This window comes from Enterocloster sp. 210928-DFI.2.20 (assembly GCF_020554465.1).
GTDB lineage: Bacteria > Bacillota > Clostridia > Lachnospirales > Lachnospiraceae > Enterocloster > Enterocloster bolteae.
Genome location: NZ_JAJCHK010000021.1, coordinates 78,611 through 96,352 on the forward strand (window position 1 = coordinate 78,611; position 17,742 = coordinate 96,352).

General features: G+C 53.0%; 23 protein-coding genes. All 23 read left to right on the forward strand.

Annotated features, from left to right (window positions below):
• Positions 1-180: 180 nt before the first annotated feature.
• Positions 181-1,935, forward strand: a complete 1,755-nt coding sequence (gene terL, locus LI015_RS18140) for a phage terminase large subunit (protein WP_007863119.1) — start codon at positions 181-183, stop codon at positions 1,933-1,935.
• A 25-nt stretch (positions 1,936-1,960) separates the two neighbouring features.
• A complete protein-coding gene (locus LI015_RS18145; RefSeq protein WP_007863117.1) occupies positions 1,961-3,325 on the forward strand; it encodes a phage portal protein in 1,365 nt (454 codons plus the stop codon).
• A complete protein-coding gene (locus LI015_RS18150) occupies positions 3,322-5,043 on the forward strand; it encodes a minor capsid protein (protein WP_007863114.1) in 1,722 nt (573 codons plus the stop codon). The genes LI015_RS18145 and LI015_RS18150 overlap by 4 nt, the downstream gene beginning before the upstream one ends.
• Entirely contained in the window at positions 5,033-5,242 is a 210-nt protein-coding gene (locus tag LI015_RS18155) for a hypothetical protein (protein WP_007863112.1), read from the forward strand. Before LI015_RS18150 ends, LI015_RS18155 begins: the two co-directional genes overlap by 11 nt.
• A gap of 65 nt (positions 5,243-5,307) precedes the next feature.
• Positions 5,308-5,676 (forward strand): hypothetical protein, encoded by a 369-nt coding sequence (locus LI015_RS18160; RefSeq protein ID WP_007863109.1) that lies wholly within the window; start codon positions 5,308-5,310, stop codon positions 5,674-5,676.
• Positions 5,673-5,798, forward strand: coding sequence for a hypothetical protein (locus LI015_RS18165; RefSeq protein WP_002595613.1), 126 nt, complete (start codon positions 5,673-5,675; stop codon positions 5,796-5,798). Before LI015_RS18160 ends, LI015_RS18165 begins: the two co-directional genes overlap by 4 nt.
• Before the next feature lie 12 nt (positions 5,799-5,810).
• On the forward strand, positions 5,811-6,485 hold the full coding sequence (locus LI015_RS18170; protein ID WP_002595612.1) for a capsid assembly scaffolding protein Gp46 family protein: 675 nt from the start codon (positions 5,811-5,813) through the stop codon (positions 6,483-6,485).
• Between the two features lies 1 nt (position 6,486).
• On the forward strand, positions 6,487-7,440 hold the full coding sequence (locus LI015_RS18175) for a hypothetical protein (RefSeq protein WP_002595611.1): 954 nt from the start codon (positions 6,487-6,489) through the stop codon (positions 7,438-7,440).
• Positions 7,441-7,456: 16 nt separating this feature from the next.
• Positions 7,457-7,813, forward strand: a complete 357-nt coding sequence (locus LI015_RS18180; RefSeq protein ID WP_007863104.1) for a hypothetical protein — start codon at positions 7,457-7,459, stop codon at positions 7,811-7,813.
• Between the two features lie 11 nt (positions 7,814-7,824).
• On the forward strand, positions 7,825-8,187 hold the full coding sequence (locus tag LI015_RS18185) for a hypothetical protein (RefSeq protein WP_007863103.1): 363 nt from the start codon (positions 7,825-7,827) through the stop codon (positions 8,185-8,187).
• A complete protein-coding gene (locus LI015_RS18190) occupies positions 8,187-8,624 on the forward strand; it encodes an HK97 gp10 family phage protein (protein WP_007863101.1) in 438 nt (145 codons plus the stop codon). Before LI015_RS18185 ends, LI015_RS18190 begins: the two co-directional genes overlap by 1 nt.
• A gap of 19 nt (positions 8,625-8,643) precedes the next feature.
• Positions 8,644-9,114, forward strand: coding sequence for a hypothetical protein (locus LI015_RS18195; protein ID WP_007863098.1), 471 nt, complete (start codon positions 8,644-8,646; stop codon positions 9,112-9,114).
• Positions 9,115-9,118: 4 nt separating this feature from the next.
• Positions 9,119-10,189 carry a phage tail sheath subtilisin-like domain-containing protein gene (locus LI015_RS18200; protein WP_007863097.1) on the forward strand — a complete coding sequence of 357 codons (1,071 nt, stop codon included), beginning with the start codon at positions 9,119-9,121 and terminating at the stop codon, positions 10,187-10,189.
• 10 nt (positions 10,190-10,199) lie between these two features.
• A complete protein-coding gene (locus LI015_RS18205) occupies positions 10,200-10,637 on the forward strand; it encodes a phage tail tube protein (RefSeq protein ID WP_007863096.1) in 438 nt (145 codons plus the stop codon).
• Positions 10,638-10,654: 17 nt separating this feature from the next.
• Positions 10,655-11,062, forward strand: a complete 408-nt coding sequence (locus tag LI015_RS18210; RefSeq protein ID WP_007863095.1) for a hypothetical protein — start codon at positions 10,655-10,657, stop codon at positions 11,060-11,062.
• A 185-nt stretch (positions 11,063-11,247) separates the two neighbouring features.
• The gene (locus LI015_RS18215) at positions 11,248-13,365 is read left to right on the forward strand and encodes a phage tail protein (RefSeq protein ID WP_007863094.1); all 2,118 of its coding nucleotides are present in this window, start codon (positions 11,248-11,250) and stop codon (positions 13,363-13,365) included.
• A 17-nt stretch (positions 13,366-13,382) separates the two neighbouring features.
• Positions 13,383-14,042: a LysM peptidoglycan-binding domain-containing protein gene (locus tag LI015_RS18220; RefSeq protein WP_007863093.1), complete on the forward strand. Its 660-nt coding sequence runs from the start codon at positions 13,383-13,385 to the stop codon at positions 14,040-14,042.
• Positions 14,043-14,061: 19 nt separating this feature from the next.
• Positions 14,062-15,051 carry an XkdQ/YqbQ family protein gene (locus tag LI015_RS18225; RefSeq protein ID WP_007863091.1) on the forward strand — a complete coding sequence of 330 codons (990 nt, stop codon included), beginning with the start codon at positions 14,062-14,064 and terminating at the stop codon, positions 15,049-15,051.
• Between the two features lies 1 nt (position 15,052).
• Positions 15,053-15,280: a hypothetical protein gene (locus tag LI015_RS18230; protein ID WP_007863090.1), complete on the forward strand. Its 228-nt coding sequence runs from the start codon at positions 15,053-15,055 to the stop codon at positions 15,278-15,280.
• A 1-nt stretch (position 15,281) separates the two neighbouring features.
• Positions 15,282-15,728: a DUF2634 domain-containing protein gene (locus LI015_RS18235; protein WP_002570854.1), complete on the forward strand. Its 447-nt coding sequence runs from the start codon at positions 15,282-15,284 to the stop codon at positions 15,726-15,728.
• The gene (locus LI015_RS18240; RefSeq protein ID WP_007863083.1) at positions 15,728-16,444 is read left to right on the forward strand and encodes a baseplate J/gp47 family protein; all 717 of its coding nucleotides are present in this window, start codon (positions 15,728-15,730) and stop codon (positions 16,442-16,444) included. The genes LI015_RS18235 and LI015_RS18240 overlap by 1 nt, the downstream gene beginning before the upstream one ends.
• Positions 16,431-16,943 (forward strand): hypothetical protein, encoded by a 513-nt coding sequence (locus LI015_RS18245; RefSeq protein ID WP_007863081.1) that lies wholly within the window; start codon positions 16,431-16,433, stop codon positions 16,941-16,943. Before LI015_RS18240 ends, LI015_RS18245 begins: the two co-directional genes overlap by 14 nt.
• Before the next feature lies 1 nt (position 16,944).
• Positions 16,945-17,742, forward strand: a 798-nt coding sequence (locus LI015_RS18250) for a hypothetical protein (RefSeq protein WP_227125932.1), incomplete at its 3' end; no start/stop codon positions are given.

A 17,742-nucleotide genomic window follows, 5' to 3' on the forward strand; every position in this document is an offset into this window, starting at 1 on the left:
TCCTTCCGGGAACTCCAGGCGGGGTTCCGTTTTTGATTGGGACAAGACCCCGTTTAAATCGTATCAGGACCCGTTTAAAAGCGTTCAAAAGATTCCCAGCGGGGAAACGCCCCAATAGACGGGAAATTCCAAATACGGGCCGTATATGAAGCCGGGAACGGCAGGGAGGAGGTGGGAGCCATGAGGAAAGGAAAGCAGAAAAGCATTGACACCTTGATGGGGGCACTGGCGGAGGCGGAAAGCCGGGCTTTTTATGAGGAAGAGGACAACGTTTTAAACGACCTGGATGAACTTTTGAACGTTTTTTTAAGGAAGGGTGAGGAGCCGGAACGCAGGCAGCTTTTAAAGGAGTATGATTCCGGCCTGCCACTTACCGGACCTGAGGGGATCCGCAGGAAGCTGGGAGCCATTGACATGGAGTTTTTTGGCCGCGCTTACTTCCCCCACTACTTTTCCAAGCCCTCCCCTAGCTTCCACCGGGACCTGGACGCCATCTGGCAGCAGGGCGTGTTAAAGGGCCGCTTCCCCATCACACCGAAGGCAGCCAGGGAGATTGACCGCCTGCCTGGATGCCGCCGGGCCGTGGCAGCCCCCCGAGGCCATGCGAAGAGCACCACGCTGACCTTCAAGGGCAGCATGCATGCCATCCTGTATCAGTACAAGCATTATCCCATCATCCTCTCTGACAGTTCGGACCAGGCCGAAGGATTCCTGGAGAACATCCGTGTGGAGTTTGAGGAAAACGGCCTGATACGGGAGGACTTCGGGAACCTGCAGGGAAAGGTATGGCGTAACAATGTAATATTGACTACCACCAACATCAAGGTGGAGGCCATCGGGTCAGGCAAGAAGATACGAGGCAGGAAGCATCGGAACTGGAGGCCGGACCTGCTGGTGTTGGATGATATCGAGAATGATGAGAACGTCCGGACCGCGGAGCAGCGTTCCAAGCTGTCAAACTGGTTTAACAAGGCCGTTTCCAAGGCAGGCGACAGTTATACGGATATCGTGTATATCGGGACCCTGCTGCACTATGACAGCCTGCTAGCCCATACCCTGACCAATACGGGGTATAAATCCATCAAATACAAGGCAGTGCTCTCCTTTTCCCAGGCAGATGACCTCTGGAAGGAATGGGAGGACATCTACACGGACCTTTCCAATGATTCCCATGAGGAGGACGCAAAGGCATTCTTTGAAGCCCATAAGGCAGAGATGCTCAAAGGGACGGAGGTCCTGTGGGAGGAGAAGCTGTCCTATTATGACCTGATGAAGATGCGGATTGATGAGGGAGAGGCATCCTTTAACAGTGAGGAACAGAACGAGCCCATCAATCCGGATGACTGCCTGTTCCAGGAGGAATGGCTGGATTACTACAACGAAGCCGAGGTGGACTTTAAGGACCGCAGCTTTGTGTTTTACGGCTTTGTGGACCCATCCCTTGGAAAGACCAAGCACAGCGACTTTTCGGCTATCATCACACTGGCTAAGCATAAGGGAACGGGATATATGTATGTGTTTGACGCCGATATCGAGCGCCGCCATCCGGACCGCATCATATCGGATATCCTGGAAAAGGAGCGGCGGATCAGACGGGATTATGGCAGGGGATATAAGAAATTCGGTTGTGAGACGGTGCAGTTCCAATGGTTCTTAAAGGAGGAGCTGGTAAAAGCCAGCGCCAGAGCGGGGCTGTACCTGCCTGTGGAGGAAGTCCCACAGACGGCGGACAAAACGCTGCGCATCCAGACCATGCAGCCGGATATCAAGAACAAATACATCAAGTTTAGCCGACGCCATAAGCGCCTGCTGGAGCAGCTGATACAGTTCCCAATGGGAGCCCATGATGACGGCCCAGACGCCCTGGAGGGGTGCCGGACCCTGGCCAAGAAAGTCAGAAAGTTTAAGGTCATCCCAAGGGAAAGCCTGATCTGATAAGAAAGAGGAAAGAAGGAATCCAATGATTGTATATATGGACCGGGCCTCCATCGAGTCCCTGACGGTGAAGGATATCCGGGAAATCGTGGTGAAGCAGAGTTACCAGATGAAATATCAGAAACTGGAACGCTACTATGTGGGGGATCATGACATCCTGCATTCAGAGAGAACGGATAAGACCGGAGGTGACAACCGGATTGTCAATAACATGGCCCGCTACATCACCGACACGGCCACGGGCTATTTCCTGGGGCAGCCGGTGGTGTACAGCTCCGAGAACGAGGAATATCTGCAGACCATCCAGGATATCTTCGACTATAACGATGAGCAGGATCACAACACGGAGCTGGGGAAACAGTGCAGCATCAAGGGGGACTGCTTTGAGATGGTCTATCTGGATGAGGACGGGAGGATCCGGCTGGGCCTGGTTTTCCCGGAAAACCTCATCCTGTTTTATGAGACGGAAAGCGAGTTCACCTCCCCGCTTGCGGCTATCCGCATGGTGCGGGGCATGGATAAGAATGGGAACATCCTCCTGCGTGTGGAGTTTTGGACATGGACCCGGGTTATCTACCTACGATCTTTTAACGGAGGAATGTTAGAAGTGACCGGGTGGAAAGAGCATTACTGGAATGATGTGCCATTCTGCGAGTACGTCAACAACCGGGAGCGGATTGGGGATTTTGAAGGGGTCCTTTCTGAGATTGATGCCTATAACCGGGTGCAGTCCAATACGGCCAACTATTTCCAGTACAATGACGATGCCATCCTGAAGGTAACGCGGCTGGGGGATGTGGATTCCAAGGACATCGCGCAGATGAAGCGGGAACGTGCCGTTATTCTGGAGGATGGAGGGGATGTGGGCTGGATTTTAAAGACAGTGGATGACACGGCGCTGGAGAACTATAAGAACCGGCTGCGTGAGGATATCCACCTGGGAGCCAATGTCCCCAACATGACAGATGAAGCGTTTGGAGGGAACCTGTCCGGGGTGGCGGTATCCTATAAGCTGTGGGGCCTGGAGCAGATATGCGCCATCAAGGAACGGAAGTTCAAGCGGGCCCTGCAGCGGAGGATTGAACTGATTACCCACGTCCTGAACCTGCTGGGACATAACTATGATTACCGGGACCTTGATATGCAGTTCCGGCGTAATAAGCCGCAGAACATCCTGGAGCAGTCACAAATCATCGGAAACCTGTCCAGCATGCTGCCCAAGGAGACGCTGCTGCAGCTCCTGCCCTTTGTGGACAATCCGAAGGAGGAACTGGAAAAGCTGGAGGAGGAGAAACAGGAAGGGGTGGAATCCTTTGGGATGTACCAGAACCTGGTCCGGGCATTCCGGACCGAAAAGTCTGACCAGGAAGTGGAGGCTGAGAAAAGATGAACCAGCGGCAGCGTAATGCATGGATTGAGGCGGCGAAGGAACAGGTCTTACGGAATGCAGAAGCATCCGATGGATGCGAGGCAGACCTGATGGAGCTGTATGACGAATGTGCCAACGGCCTTGAGAATGAAATCCGGGCCTTTTACAGCCGGTATGCAAGGGACAACCAGCTGACAGAGGCCCAGGCTTCAAAACTGCTGACGGGAAAGGAGTACAGTACATGGAAAAAGTCACTGGAGGGATACCTTGAGGAACTGGAAGGCCAGGGGAAGGATTCGCGGCTGGCCTTGGAACTGAACACCCTGGCGGCCAAGAGCCAGGTCAGCCGGAAGGAGCAGCTGCTGGCAAATATCTATCACAACATGGCCCGCCTGGCTGGCCGGTCAGAAACAGGGCTGACCGGACTGCTGGAAGGACTGGTGCAGACCAACTATGAACGTAAAATGTTCGATATCCAGAGTATCGGGGGAGTGGCCTGGGATGTGTCGAAGGTGGATGAACGGCTGTTAAAGCAGATTTTATCTTATCCATGGAGCGGAAAGCAGTATTCAAAAGCGCTTTGGGATAACACGGACCAGCTGGCAGCGCTGACCCGCCGGGAGCTGACCCTGGGATTCATGAGCGGGGCCGGTGTGGATAAAATTGCAAAGGAGATTGACGATGTGATGGGAAAGGGAAGGTATGCGGCCCAGCGTCTGGTACGGACAGAGGCCATCTACTTTGCCAATCAGGGCCAGCTGCTTGCGTATCAGGATGCTGGGGTGACAAAGTACCGTTTCCTGGGCGGAGGTTGTGAAATCTGCCAGCGCCTGAATGGTCAGGTGTTTGAACTATCAGACGCGAGGGCCGGGGAGAACCTGCCGCCTATCCATCCGAACTGCAAATGCACCACGGTGGCAGCCTATGATATACCCGTATTTAAACAACGCCAGGGAAATCCGCTGAAAAGTAATCCGAAGTTTGAAGAATGGAAGAAAAAACATATGGAGGAATCGGATAAAGCAGAATCAGGACCAGGACAGGAAAATGCGAAGAAAGGCATCTTTGCGAATCTAAAGAATCGGCGGGAGGCGACCGGCCTGCTGCAGCCCTACGCATCCAAGGTAAAGGTGACAGGGGAGGTGAATCAAGCAAATTACAAGAAAGCAGCTGCGGAGCTGGAACGGCAGCTTGCAAAGGCCCCGTTTCAGAAACTGGATGAAATCACAATATTTGATTCCCGGGATGCTCCTGGAAAAATGGGCTCAGCCGTAGGAAAACGATTGCGGATGGGTACGGCGCTCATGAATGCGCCGGAGCAGTATTATGAAGGAAGTGTACTGCACTGGACAAAACGGATTGAAGCTTCCATGGGAAAGCTGCGGGCGAGACTAAATGAAGGGGCGTCGGAAGCAGTCAGGGAGGCATATGGCAGGCAGATGGAATTAAAACGTTACAGCCGGGGAAATGTCTTATATAAAGGCCGTGAGATAGCATGCGTCATCCAGCATGAAATGATGCATATGATTGTAAACGAAACAGGGATGCGGGATGACAGGAAATTAAAGGAATGTTATAATAGGGCTATGAAAAGCGGCGATGTTTATGGTATTTCCTACCGTGCTTCGGAAAATGAACGGGAGTTTATTTGTGAGGCGGCGGTTATGTACGAAAACGGGGAGCCGATGCCGGAATACATAAAACGCCTGGTGAAGGAGTGTAAATCGCATGAAGCATGAGAACTGTGAAAACTGCCTGGTATACGATGAACTGATGGAGGGAATCCTGGCTCCCTGTGATGAAGAGGAGGCATGGAAGCTCCACTACTGTCTGTCATATGAAAAAGGAATCCCAAAAGAGATATGGTCCGGGAAGGACGCCTGCCCGCATCGGATTGAGCCAGAATCATCTGGAGGGAACGATACAGTAACGAAATGAGAATGAGTCCCAGCTATGGGGCTTATTTTATTACGCAAAAATAGGAGCAATGGAAGGAGAATATCATGGAAAAACGTAAATTACTGTTAAAGGACGGAACAGCCATCATCTTGGAAGCCGGATCCTGCCTGGGGCAGATGGAGGCCGCCTATGAGGGGCGGGAAGCCTTAATGGCGGATTGGGAAAAGATGACAAAAGAGAACTTATCCCGGGTACAGATAAAGAACGGTGATACGGTGACCGGGACCTACGAGCACCTAATACTTGGAGATCCGGTGCTGGTAGTCCGGGGAAAGGAGGACGGCACCCTCCTTGCTTCCTGGGGAATCCGGGAACGGACGGAGCTTGAAAAGCTGGCGGACCGAGTAGGGGCAGTGGAGGAAACCACGGATGTGCTTGCTATGGATGCACTGACAGGAGGTGAGGGAGCATGATACAGACATTGACCCGTATCTATCGAGAAACAGGCAACGAGCAATATCTGACCAATGCGGTCAAAAAGAAGTGGATCACAGAGGAAGAGAAAGCCCAAATCATGGCGGAAGTGAATGGATAGGAGGAACATCGGATGGAAGAAGGAACAAAGGCAGCTGTGTCAGATACGGTATTGGAGCAGCAGGGAGAGAAACAGGAGGAGGGGGGACTGCTTGATAAGATACGCAGCCTCCTGGGAGGAAGCCAGAAGAAAGAGGAGGGCCCGGGGGTACAGACGCCCGCAAAGGATGGGAAAACAGCAGGGGAAAAAAAGGAGGAAGGGACAGACGGGAAGGAGGCTTCCCGTGAAAAGCAGGCAGAAAAAACCTATACCCAGGCAGAGCTGGCCGCTGAAATTGAAAAAGCCGTAAAGGAAGCAAAGGAGGCGGAAGAGGCCCGGCGGGCGGAGGAAAAGCGCCTGGAGAAGCTTTCGCCGCAGGAACGGGAGGCCGAGGAGCGGGAGGCTATGAAAAAGGAGAACGCAGAGCTGACCGGGAAACTGAAGCGGATGGAGCTGGAACAGAAAGCGGCCGCTAAGCTGGCGGAGAAAAAGCTTCCGGTCGGACTGTCGGAATTCCTGGATTATACAGATGAAGCCAGGATGGCGGCCAGCCTGGAGAAGATTGGAGCCATGTACCAGGAGCAGTTGGAGACAGGCATCAAGGAGCGGCTTAAGGGCACCACTCCCAAGGGACTGGGAGGAGCAGCCAGCCTGACAGACGGCATGATCAGCGCGGAAATTCAGAAACGAATCAGAGGAGGATTATAAGATGGCAAACACAATTGAGTATGCAAAGATATTTCAGCCGGAGCTTGACGCGGCAGCTGTGGAACAGGCTACATCCGGCTGGATGGAGGTGAACCGTGACCTGGTGCGCTACAGCGGGGGCGATGAGGTGAAAATTCCCAATGTTGTCATGGACGGGCTGGCGGACTATGACCGGGCGAACGGGTTTGTCGCAGGCAGCGTGGACCTTTCGTGGCAGACCATGAAGATGACCAAGGACAGGGGCCGCTCCTTCCAAATCGATGAAAACGATGTGGATGAGTCCGGCTTTGTGCTGGCAGCCGCCAGCCTGATGGGAGAATTCCAGCGGGTCCATGTTGTCCCGGAGATTGATGCCTACCGTTACAGCACCATTGCGCAAAAATGTATGGGAGCGGACTTGGCAGCATACAGCTATACGCCTGCGGAATCGAGCATCTTGAAAGCGCTCTTAGATGATATAGCGGCTGTGCAGGACGTGGTAGGGGAGAACACCCCTCTCATCGTCTCCATCTCCACCCTGGTTTTAAACCTCTTGAATAATTCGGATAAGCTGTCCAGACGGCTGGATGTGACGGATTTTTCCCAGGGAGATGTAACGGTCAAGGTCAAATCCTTGAATGGGATTCCCTTACGGTCCGTGCCGTCCGGCCGTATGAAGTCCAAGTACGTGTTCCAGGACGGAAAGACAGCCGGACAGGAAAAAGGCGGATTTAAGGCGGCGGAGGATGCTATTGACATTAACTGGCTCATCACGCCGCAGAACGCCCCCATCGCGGTTTCCAAGACGGACAAGATGCGGATCTTTGACCCGGATACCAACCAGAAGGCCCGGGCATGGGGCTGGGATTACCGGAGATACCATGATCTGTGGATCACGAAGGAAAAGCTCAAGACCTGCCGTGCGAATTTCAAACAGGCAAAACCGGCCGCTGTGGAACCGGAAGAAACGGCGTAATGGAGGGGAGACGCAGATGACCAGTGAGCAGCTTACATGGATAACCGGGGAGGTGATGGCCTCCCTAAAGCTATCGGATGACAAGAAATCAGATGTGGAGCGGTGTATCCGGCGGATTGGAACCATGGTCCTCATCCGCTGCAATCGGGAGGATATTCCAAAAATGCTGGAGCCGGTGATTGCACAGATGGCGGAGGACACCTTAAAGGAGGAGATGAACCTGTCCGGTGCAGGTGCTGTCTCCTCCGTGACCAGGGGAGATACCTCCATCACCTATCGGGACGACACGGCCCTTACCCAGGCATCCTCCCGGCTTTTGAAAGACTATGAGCCCCAGCTGCGCCGCTATAAAAAGATGAACCTGCCAAAATAAAGGAGGAACACATGACAGAAGCAGATATCCTGGCTTTGACCTATGAAGATACCGTGACTGTTTACCGACCTTTCAAAGACCGTCTGCCAAACGGAGAGACGGTCTTTCACAGGAAAGCGGAGGGAAGGAAGGTTTATGAATCCATCTCCTGCGCTTTGTCCACCCATACGGGAGGAACTCTGAACCGGGAACTGCCCGCAGGAAGTGTCCCCACCCAGTATAGTCTGTTTGTGCGTCCGGAGATAGAGATAGAGCCTAATGATTACCTGGAAATTAAACAGAGGGGACGGCTCACCAAAGCCATGGCCGGACTGGCCGAGCGTCAGCCCTCTCACAACCAGGTCCCGCTTATCCTGGAACAGGAGCGTGTCTGATGGCCGGGACGGAATACCGTATGGATGGACTGGACGAATGGGAACAGGAACTGGCCAGGGCCATTGAGGAGCAGTATCCGGAAGAGTTTAAGGCCATGGTCATCCAGGTGGCCATGGAGCTGCAGGGCAAGGTCGAGGAGAAAACTCCTAAAAAGACCAGCTGGCTGCAGAACAACTGGAAAGTGGGGGAAGTCCGGAAACGCGGGGATGAATATGTGATTGAGGTGTACAACAACGTAGAGTACGCCGAGGCAGTGGAATGGGGACACCGCCAGAAGGTAGGGCAGTATGTTCCGGCCCTGGGGAAGCGCCTGAAGGCAAAGACGGTTAAGGGGGCCCACATGATGGAGCTGTCCCTTGCGGAGCTTCAGGCCGTACTTCCCGGATACCTGCAGGAGTGGATGAACGATTTCCTGAACACCCATGACATTGTATAAGACAGGAGGAACTAACTGTATGGATGAGAACATCTTACAGGCAGTAAAGGACGCGGCCATCGGTATGCTGCGCGGCCATGAACCGGATGTGGATGTGTATGCCGAGGAAATTATGCGGACGGACAGGACGCTGGAACCGGAGAACGAGGATAGCAGTAAATGGTATTTTGTGGAGGTGATTCCCACCTCATTCACGACTATCAGCCCGGACCAGACAGAAGCGGCCCTGATGGTATCCGTAGATTACCATGAGCCAGAGGAGTCAATCCGCAGATATGGCGAAAAGGCCATGGAACTGGACCGCGTATTCCGGCCGGTCTTTCCATTTGCTTACGGAGGAGAGAGGCGGGCAGCCACGGTAGCCCGCGTTACCACCAATATCAGCGGCGGCATGCTTCACCTGACCTTCCCTCTTACCTTCATCGTATCGGACAGGCCTGAGGAAGGAACGGAGATTGGAACACTGGAAATGAGAACCGAGAGAGGATGAGAACATGGCATTAGGATTACCGAACATCACAATTATATTTAAGGGCCTTGCCGCCTCCGCCATCGAACGGAGCGAGAGGGGGATTGTGGCCTGTATTATAAAGGATGACACGGAGGGCGGCCAGAGGCTGTCGGTCTATGAGAGCATCCTGGACATTGACTTTGAGCACATGACGGAAGCCAACTACGGATATTTAAAGCTGCTATTCGAAGGAGGACCCGTGCGGGTGATTGTACTGAGGGAGTCCGCCGAGTCCCCCAACCTGGCTGCGGCCTTGAAGGTGCTGATGTACCTGCGCTGGAATTACCTGTGCTATCCGGATATTTCAGACGAGGACAAGACCACGCTGGCGGCCTGGATCAAGGAGATGCGGGATAAGAACCATAAGACGTTTAAAGCAGTGCTGGCAGCAAGTGCCAGCGATCATGAAGGGATTATCAATCTGACCACGGATGGGATAGAGTCCTCCATTACTGGAAAGACCCACACGGCAAAGGAATACTGTGCACGGATTGCGGGGGTCTTAGCCGGGCTTTCCCTGTCACGCTCCAGCACTTACTACGTGCTGGGAGACGTATTAAAGGCAGAGTGTCCATCGGACCCGGATGAACGCATTAATAAGGGAGAGTTTATTCTGGTGTTTGACGGCGAAAAGTACAAGGTGGGCCGTGGTGTTAATAGCCTGACCACCTTTACGAAGGAAAAGACGGAGGATGTGCGCAAGATTAAGATCGTGGAGGGGATGGATCTATATCAGGACGACATCCGCAACACCTTCACAGACAGCTATGTAGGAAAGTATGTGAATGACTATGACAACAAGCAGCTATTCGTGGCAGCTGTGCGGGCGTACCAGGCAGGACTCGCAGGGGAGGTGCTGGATGCCAGCTATGACAATACGGCATCGGTGGACGCGCAGGCCCAGAAGCAGTACCTGCAGGAACGGGGGCAGGATGTATCCCAGATGACAGAGACAGAAATTCTGACGGCCAACACTGGGGCCAAGGTGTTTATTGCCAGCCATGTGAAGTTCGTGGACGCAATGGAGGACCTGCAGATGACCGTGAACATGTAAGGAGGAGACAATGGCAGGAAACGTGAGAGGGAACCGGACCCTGACCGGAAGCTGGGGAGAGGTCTGGGTGGACGGTGAAAAAATCTTCGTTCTTCAGAAGATTGAACAGAAGGTGGAGGTCAACCGCGAGGATGTGCAGATGGGGATGGACGTGGACAGCAAGATGACCGGGCTTAAGGGGTCAGGCACCCTGTCCATCAAGAAGGTTTATTCCAGGGCAAAGGCTGTCTTGGAAAAGCTAAGTGCAGGCCAGGATGTCCGCAGCCAGATCATTGCAAAGCTGAAGGACCCGGATGCCGTGGACGGCCAGATAGAACGCTGGAGCACGGATAATGTCTGGTGGAACACCATCCCGGTCATCAACTGGGAGACAGGGGGACAGGTACAGGAGGAGTGGGAGTTCGGCTTTACTCCAAGTGACATGAAGAATTTAGACGAAATCAAATAGGACGGAGGAATCGGAAGATGGAACAGAATAAAGAGGATGTTTTTAAACGTTTTTTAGCAAAGGCAGAAAAACGGGCGGAGGAAAAGAAGATACACCGCACCTGCCTGGTCCGGGTGCCAAGTATGGATGAACGGATCCGGATCCGCGGCCTTTCAAAACAGGAGATTGCGGAGGTGTCGGAGATTGATAATACGGATGACCCTTACGCAGGTGATAAATATTCCGTCTACATAGCCACCGTGGAGCCGGATTTAAAAGCGGTTGCCAAGCAGATGAAGGAGGACGGGAACATCCAGGAATACACGGATGTGGTTGACATTTTTGAGATTTACGAGATTAGGCAGATGGCGGAAAAGATCATGGAGCTGTCCGGTGTAAGTGGAAAGAACAAGATTGAGGTCATAGAGGAAAGCCTAAAAAACTAATCCGACTGGATGGAGAGGCGGAATTTTTAAGCCATTACATCCAGAAGGGATTCACCCCGGAATATCTCCTGTCCATGGGACTGTCCCAGAAACTTTTCTTTGTCGCATCCATGCGGCTGGAACAGAAGCGGGAGGAGGAATATTTTAAGGCACTATGCAGGGTACTGTCCAGAAGGAGGTAGGCGATGGGAGGCGTAACAGGAAGCATCAGCCTCAAGGATAACGCCAGCGCCACCTTGAGGAACCTCCGGAGCGAGCAGTCAAAACTCCGTGAGGATACAAAAAAGACATCCAGCGCCCTGAAAAGCGTATGGGGAACACCCAGAAAACTAAAGGCCGATGTAAGCGATGCGACCAGAGCGTTAAAACGTGTCACGGATGCAGCGAAGAAAACCAAACCGGTCACGGTGGCAGTCAAGGCAAAGGATACAGCCACAAAGGTGATTAAGGGCGCTGGAACTGTCCTGAAGGCTGTGGGGAGGCCTGTAACGGCCGTTCTGAAGGCGAAGGATACGGCTTTCAAGGTGGTAAAAAAGACAGCCGGTGCATTGGACCGTCTGGGAAGGAAGGTGGCTTCCCCCGTCATTAAGGTGGTGGACAAGGCCAGCGGGGCCATCAAGGGAATCGTGGGAAGGATTGGCAAGGCAGCCAAGGCTGTGGCGATACCGGTGGGGATTGCTGCGGCAGCCGGGACAGCGGCCCTTGGCGCATCCGTCAGTGCGGGGATGCAGCTGGAACAGCAGCAGATTTCCATTGAACATTTCGTTGGGGCCACGAATAAAGAGCTTTCCCAAGCGGATGTAAAGGCGCAGTCTCAGTCCTACATTCAGCAGCTGAGGGAGAATGCCAATGCGACTCCCTTTGAAACCGGGGAAGTCATCCAGGCTGGTTCAAGGGCCATTTCACTTGCTGGTGGAAGCACCACGGACGCCATGAACCTGGTAACGCTGGCGGAGGATATGGCAGCAGCCAGTGGAGGGACTGCCTCCATCATGGATGCCATCGAGGCCCTGGGAGACTTAAAGGTCGGGGAGACGGAGCGGCTTAAATCCTTCGGCTTCAAGGTTTCAGCGGAGGAGTTCAAAAAGAAGGGATTTTCCGGCGTATCCGGTGAACTCCAGGACTTTTTTGGAGGAGCAGCCGGAAAGCTGGCCGGTTCCGGAGCGGGGCTTATGTCCACGATCACCGGCAAAATGAAGAGCAACGCGGCGGACTTCGGCCTTGGTGTGGTGGAGCAGTTAAAGCCGGTTCTGTCCGAGGTGATTGGGCTAATGGACGAGGCACAGCCCGTCTTAAAGAAACTCAGCTCCGGATTCGGACAGGGACTTGGGAAGGGAATCGGTCTGGCTAAGACCGCCTTCACTCAGATAGCTCCTATCATCAGCAGCGTGGTATCCACGGCTCTGCCCATCGCATCCAGCTTCTTGGGGAGTATGTCCACGGTATTTGGACAGATAGCCCCGGTTGTTACCACGGCCATGGCGGGTATCGGCCCCGTGGTCATGAGCCTGGTGCCGGTTATCCAACAGGCGGCCTCTATCATAGGGGCTGTGGCGGGCGGGATTGGTTCAGCCATCTCCGCAGTAGCTACGGTTGTCACGACCATCATGTCGGAAATCGGGGACAAGATAGGCGGCGTGGTGGAATTTTTAGCGGAACGGTCAGATTTCATCCAGTCCGTTATAGAAACGGCAGGCCCAGCCATTGCCAAGGTACTGGAAACTGCCTGGGGCATCATCAGCCCGGTTATGGACATCCTGATTACCACCTTTGAGCTGGTATTTGGCGTGGTCCAGAAGGTATGGCCCGGCATCCAGGATACAATCAGCGGGGTGTGGTCCCATCTTGAGCCGATATTTGACACCATTGGAAAGGGCGCGGACTTACTGGCCGGGGCCTGGTCCAAGGTTAAGGATTTGGTGACCGGCGGAGGAGATACCGGAAGCGGAAGCTCCGGAAGCGGCGTCAGTCCCGGGAAGAATGCCAGAGGAGACAATAACTGGAGAGGCGGTCCCACCTGGGTGGGTGAGAAGGGCCCTGAGCTGATTGACCTTCCGAAGGGGACGCGGATACTGCCTTCCAAGGAAAGCTTTACCTGGGCAGCTATGGGAGACAGTAATATAATCCAACTTTCCAGATACCCAGCCGATGGAGGGGATGTGACGCCATCTGGTGGAAAGACCATCACGATCCAAATCCAAAAGATAGCGGATGAAGTCCATGTAAGGAGTGAGGATGACATTGAGGAAATCAGCGAACGCACTGCAAAGAAAATCATAGAAGAACTTGACAATACAGCATAAACAGAAAGGAGAGGCATATGGGAAAAACGAGGAAAATCAAGCTGGGAGACATTGTCCTGCCGGTTAACCCGGTAGAGCTGGAAGTCATCACGCCGCAGCTTAATAAGCGTCTGACCCTCCTTAACATGGGGACGGTCAATTTAAAGGGGAACCGGGATGTCGCCACAGCGACAATCTCCTCCTTTTTCCCTAGCCGGGAATCCCCTTTTTACCGCTATGCTGATATGCCCCCTAAGAAATACAGGGCTAAGATTGAGAACTGGAAAGAGAACAAGGAAACAAAGCGCCTGATCATTACGGACATGGGAGTCAACCTGGCTATGCTGATTGACAAATGCAGCTTTAAGGTAAAGGAAGGCAGCGGGGATATGTATTATACGCTGGAGCTGTCGGAGTATCGGAACCTGACCGTGCCGACCGTGTCCATCCCGCTGCAGGTGCGCGACAACGGCTTGAAACAACGCCCGGACGAGGCAGTCCCGGCTAAGACCCATACGGTGGGAAGCGGGGATACCCTTTGGGGGATCGCAAAAAAAGCATACGGGAACGGGGCCCAAAGCTCCCGGATATATGCGGCCAACAGTGCCGTGATTGAAGCAGCCGCCAAGCAGCATGGAAAAAGCAGCAGTAACAACGGCTGGTGGATTTATCCGGGGACGGTCCTGGCAATCCCGTAATCGGAAAGGAGAACGAAAGTTGAATATCCTGGTGGGCGATAAGGATCTGAGTGAATTGGTGGAAACCATAACCTGGAGCGGGGACAGTGGACAGATAGCCAGGAAACTGGAATTTACCATTGCCAAGAACACGCAGGACCCAAACTTCCCAAATGTGACCATTAACGAGGGAGACCAGGTACTCCTTCAGACGGACACGGGAACCTTCTTATTTGGCGGAATTATCTTTGATATTGAAAAGATGGCAGGAAGCAACCTGGTCCGGTATCTGGCTTATGACCTGATATTCTATTTAACAGGATCCGAATTGACGAAGGATTATAACGGGGCTCCGGAGGACATTGCAAGGGATGTATGCGGGGCACTTGGAATCACGGCTGGAACTATGGCAGCCACGGGTATTACAATCACGAATCCATGTGTAAAAAAGACCGGATATCAGGTCATACAATCATCCTATACGGCAGCCGCCCGGAAGAATGGTAAGAAATATCAGCTGATGATGACGGAGGTTAACCGGGTATCCGTCATTGAAAAAGGCCAGGACAGCGGAGTGATACTGACCGGAGATTCCAACTTGTCAGATGCTACTTACAAGACCACCCTTCAAAACCTTGTCAACAAGGTTTTAATCACCAATCAAAAGGGTACCGTAGTGGGGATCGTGGAGGATACAGCCAGCCAGGCGGCCTATGGAACCATCCAGAAAGTCCTGGAACAGGAAGAGGGAAAGGACGCAGCGGCGGAAGCTAAGAATCTGCTTCATGGAAGTGATCCATCCGCTACGGTCACGGGCATCCCGGATGACACACGGGCGATGGCCGGATATGCATTGCTGGTACAGGAGGAAGAAACCGGGCTGATTGGCCAGTTCTTTATTGAGAGTGACAGCCACAAATATTCCAATGGGGAATCTACGATGAGCCTGACCCTTGCATTCCAGAACCTGATGGATGAGGTTGAGATTGATAAGCCATCCGAGGACAAGAAACAGAAGCGAGGAGGATGATATGGGAGGATATACAGCAAAGCTGGCAAGGCGTATTAAGGAGCAAGGGGCAGGCGGAAGCAGTCCCCTCATCCTGGCGGAATATGTGTCGCCATCTGCCATCCGGATTGGTGGGGAACTGTTCTCACATAATGTTCATGGAAACCCACAGTGTGACGCAACGGCCGGGGATACCGTGCTGGCGGCCCAGATAGGAAGCTCCTTTTATGTTATCTGCAGGGAGGTGTGACATGGGGGTATTTCCATTCATTAATACTGAGACAGTCCAGGAAGCCGCGTCCAAGAAACTTCCCTTGTTCCGGGAATATGCGTATGATTTTGAGAAACACTGCCTGAAACTGGATGATGATGGCAGGACCTATCTGGTCCAGGGGAATGAGGCCCTGCGCATCTGGATTTATTTTGCGTTGGAAACAGCCAGGTACCGATATACGGCCTATGATACTACGTTTGGGAGCGAGATAGAGGAGCAGCTGATAGGCCAACCGATGAACGATGAGGTGACCCAGATGGAGCTGGAACGGTACACAACGGAAGCACTGATGTGCAACCCTTATATAGAGGAGCTATCGGAATTCGATTTCGTGCTGCAAAAGGATGGAATCAAGGAGTCATTCCGCTGCAGAAGCGTGTACGGTGAAGAAACCATACAACATGATATAAAGGCGGTGAGGTAATGGAGCTGGAATGGAGCGCATCGGACATCCTGGCCAGGCTGAAGGCTGGGCTGAAAAATGAGGACACCCGGATTGAAGGGAGCTTCTCCATGGATAACATGCAGGCCGTGTCTGAGGAGCTGGCCCGGTACAACAGCATGCTGATTAAACCCCTGTGGGATGAGATTGACCTGCGGATTGACGAGGTCATCACATCCGGAAATGAAAATCACTATGCGTTCTGGGCCAGGCAGGTAGAAAACGCAGAAGGGAAACGGGTTATCGGCAGCGCGCGAGTCCATGGAGTTAGAGATGGGTCTGGAATTGTACACGTGGCCCTGCTCACGCCAGAGGCCGGAGCACCTACACCAGATGTGGTGGAGCTGGTCCGGGCCTACATTGAGACCCAGAGGCCGGTGGGAGCGCAGCCGGTCATCCGTGCAGCTGAGGCAGTGGAAGTGACTATTAACGGCATCATCGAGCTGCAGGAAGGGGCGGATATGGAAAGTGTCCGCGCCCAGGCCGGCAAGGAGGTAAAATCTTACCTGGCGGAAGTTGCCCTGGAGGGAAAGAAAGAAACGGTATTGAATTACTATCGTATTGGGATGCTCATAGGCGGGACGCCTGGCGTGAAGGAGATAGTGGAATATACCGTGAATGAAGGGGAAGAGTCCATGACAGCGGACTATGACCAATTTTTCACATTGAAAGGACTGACATTAAATGCTTCTGGATGAAAAAATGCTTCCGGGAATTAAGATACGGATTCCTCAGATGGAGGACCTGCTCCAGGCGGAGCAGGCGTATCTGGGTGTGGTCTTGGAAGTGGCGGAGTGGCTGCGGGAGAGGATGATACTGTTAAATGAGGAAGTCATGAACATCCCAAACCTGAAGGCCAAGATAAAACAGATAACCGGATGGGACTGCGAGATACTGGAGGATGCGGAGCATCTGACCCTGACTATCCGTTACTATTTTGATGCCAGGGAGCCGGTCCTGGAACAGGAGGAGCGCATCATGAAGTATATCCCAGCCCATCTGAAAGCGGTGCATGAATATCTGCAGCGTTATGCAGGGAAAAGAAAGCTGTATGCGGGCACCACGCTGGGAACCTATGTAAGATACATAGGACGGCCACAGGAAACGAATGGGCACCGGGAAGGGAAGGCCCATGTCAGGGTACAGGGAAATGTGTACATACATACAAAAATGATTGTATATCCGGAGGGAAGATAAGATGGCAAATGAACATGTAATTCAGGCAACAGGAACGTTTGTTGTCAGTAAGGGATTCAGGTTGCTAACAAAGCTGGCGGCATCCCAGGGAAGCCTGCAGTTCACACGGGCTGCCGTAGGGACCGGTAAACCGCCGGAGGGATATTCGCCGGAATCCATGATTGGCCTGAATACTTATAAAATAGATGCGGAGATAGCGGATTACGGGGTACAGGATGACATGGCCTATATCACAGTACAGGTGAGCAGCGACAACGTAACGGAAGGATTTCTGGTCACAGAGGTGGGGGTATTTGCGGAGGATCCGGATGAAGGGGAGATACTGTACGGGTACATGGATATCTCAACGGATCCAACCTATATCTATGCCAATGGGTCCACGAACCGGTCGAAGTTCGCGGAGTTCACTCTGTATGTACTGGTTGGCAGCGTGAGCAATGTGATAGCGGCGGTGACACCGGGAAGTATCATCACCAGGGATACTTTTACGGCTGCTAATCTAAAAGCGATAGATACTCATGGGATACTTGGAGGAGAAGCGGGTGCAGGGACCACCGGCCAGGGTCTGATAGATGCCATTGCAAATAAGCTGCTGACCGAGTTTGTAACGAACACCGTTTTAATGGAACGGCTGGGAACGTATGTCCTTAAGAGTAAGATAGTAAATGATTTTCTGTCTACGGATGAGGAAACAGTGCTATCGGGGCCGATGGGAAAGCTGCTAAAAGAGCAGCTTAATGTGCTCAATACGGATTTATCAGACCATGGAATTGTTAAGGCATATTCTGGGGATGCCGTC

Coding starts and splice junctions, on each gene's coding strand:
- LI015_RS18215 (WP_007863094.1), top strand. CDS start 11,248: ATGGGAGGCGTAACAGGAAGCATCAGCCTCAAGGATAACGCCAGCGCC.
- LI015_RS18205 (WP_007863096.1), top strand. CDS start 10,200: ATGGCAGGAAACGTGAGAGGGAACCGGACCCTGACCGGAAGCTGGGGA.
- LI015_RS18185 (WP_007863103.1), top strand. CDS start 7,825: ATGACAGAAGCAGATATCCTGGCTTTGACCTATGAAGATACCGTGACT.
- LI015_RS18245 (WP_007863081.1), top strand. CDS start 16,431: ATGCTTCTGGATGAAAAAATGCTTCCGGGAATTAAGATACGGATTCCT.
- LI015_RS18175 (WP_002595611.1), top strand. CDS start 6,487: ATGGCAAACACAATTGAGTATGCAAAGATATTTCAGCCGGAGCTTGAC.
- LI015_RS18200 (WP_007863097.1), top strand. CDS start 9,119: ATGGCATTAGGATTACCGAACATCACAATTATATTTAAGGGCCTTGCC.
- LI015_RS18180 (WP_007863104.1), top strand. CDS start 7,457: ATGACCAGTGAGCAGCTTACATGGATAACCGGGGAGGTGATGGCCTCC.
- LI015_RS18230 (WP_007863090.1), top strand. CDS start 15,053: ATGGGAGGATATACAGCAAAGCTGGCAAGGCGTATTAAGGAGCAAGGG.
- LI015_RS18240 (WP_007863083.1), top strand. CDS start 15,728: ATGGAGCTGGAATGGAGCGCATCGGACATCCTGGCCAGGCTGAAGGCT.
- LI015_RS18235 (WP_002570854.1), top strand. CDS start 15,282: ATGGGGGTATTTCCATTCATTAATACTGAGACAGTCCAGGAAGCCGCG.
- LI015_RS18170 (WP_002595612.1), top strand. CDS start 5,811: ATGGAAGAAGGAACAAAGGCAGCTGTGTCAGATACGGTATTGGAGCAG.
- LI015_RS18160 (WP_007863109.1), top strand. CDS start 5,308: ATGGAAAAACGTAAATTACTGTTAAAGGACGGAACAGCCATCATCTTG.
- LI015_RS18165 (WP_002595613.1), top strand. CDS start 5,673: ATGATACAGACATTGACCCGTATCTATCGAGAAACAGGCAACGAGCAA.
- terL (WP_007863119.1), top strand. CDS start 181: ATGAGGAAAGGAAAGCAGAAAAGCATTGACACCTTGATGGGGGCACTG.
- LI015_RS18195 (WP_007863098.1), top strand. CDS start 8,644: ATGGATGAGAACATCTTACAGGCAGTAAAGGACGCGGCCATCGGTATG.
- LI015_RS18155 (WP_007863112.1), top strand. CDS start 5,033: ATGAAGCATGAGAACTGTGAAAACTGCCTGGTATACGATGAACTGATG.
- LI015_RS18150 (WP_007863114.1), top strand. CDS start 3,322: ATGAACCAGCGGCAGCGTAATGCATGGATTGAGGCGGCGAAGGAACAG.
- LI015_RS18210 (WP_007863095.1), top strand. CDS start 10,655: ATGGAACAGAATAAAGAGGATGTTTTTAAACGTTTTTTAGCAAAGGCA.
- LI015_RS18220 (WP_007863093.1), top strand. CDS start 13,383: ATGGGAAAAACGAGGAAAATCAAGCTGGGAGACATTGTCCTGCCGGTT.
- LI015_RS18190 (WP_007863101.1), top strand. CDS start 8,187: ATGGCCGGGACGGAATACCGTATGGATGGACTGGACGAATGGGAACAG.
- LI015_RS18145 (WP_007863117.1), top strand. CDS start 1,961: ATGATTGTATATATGGACCGGGCCTCCATCGAGTCCCTGACGGTGAAG.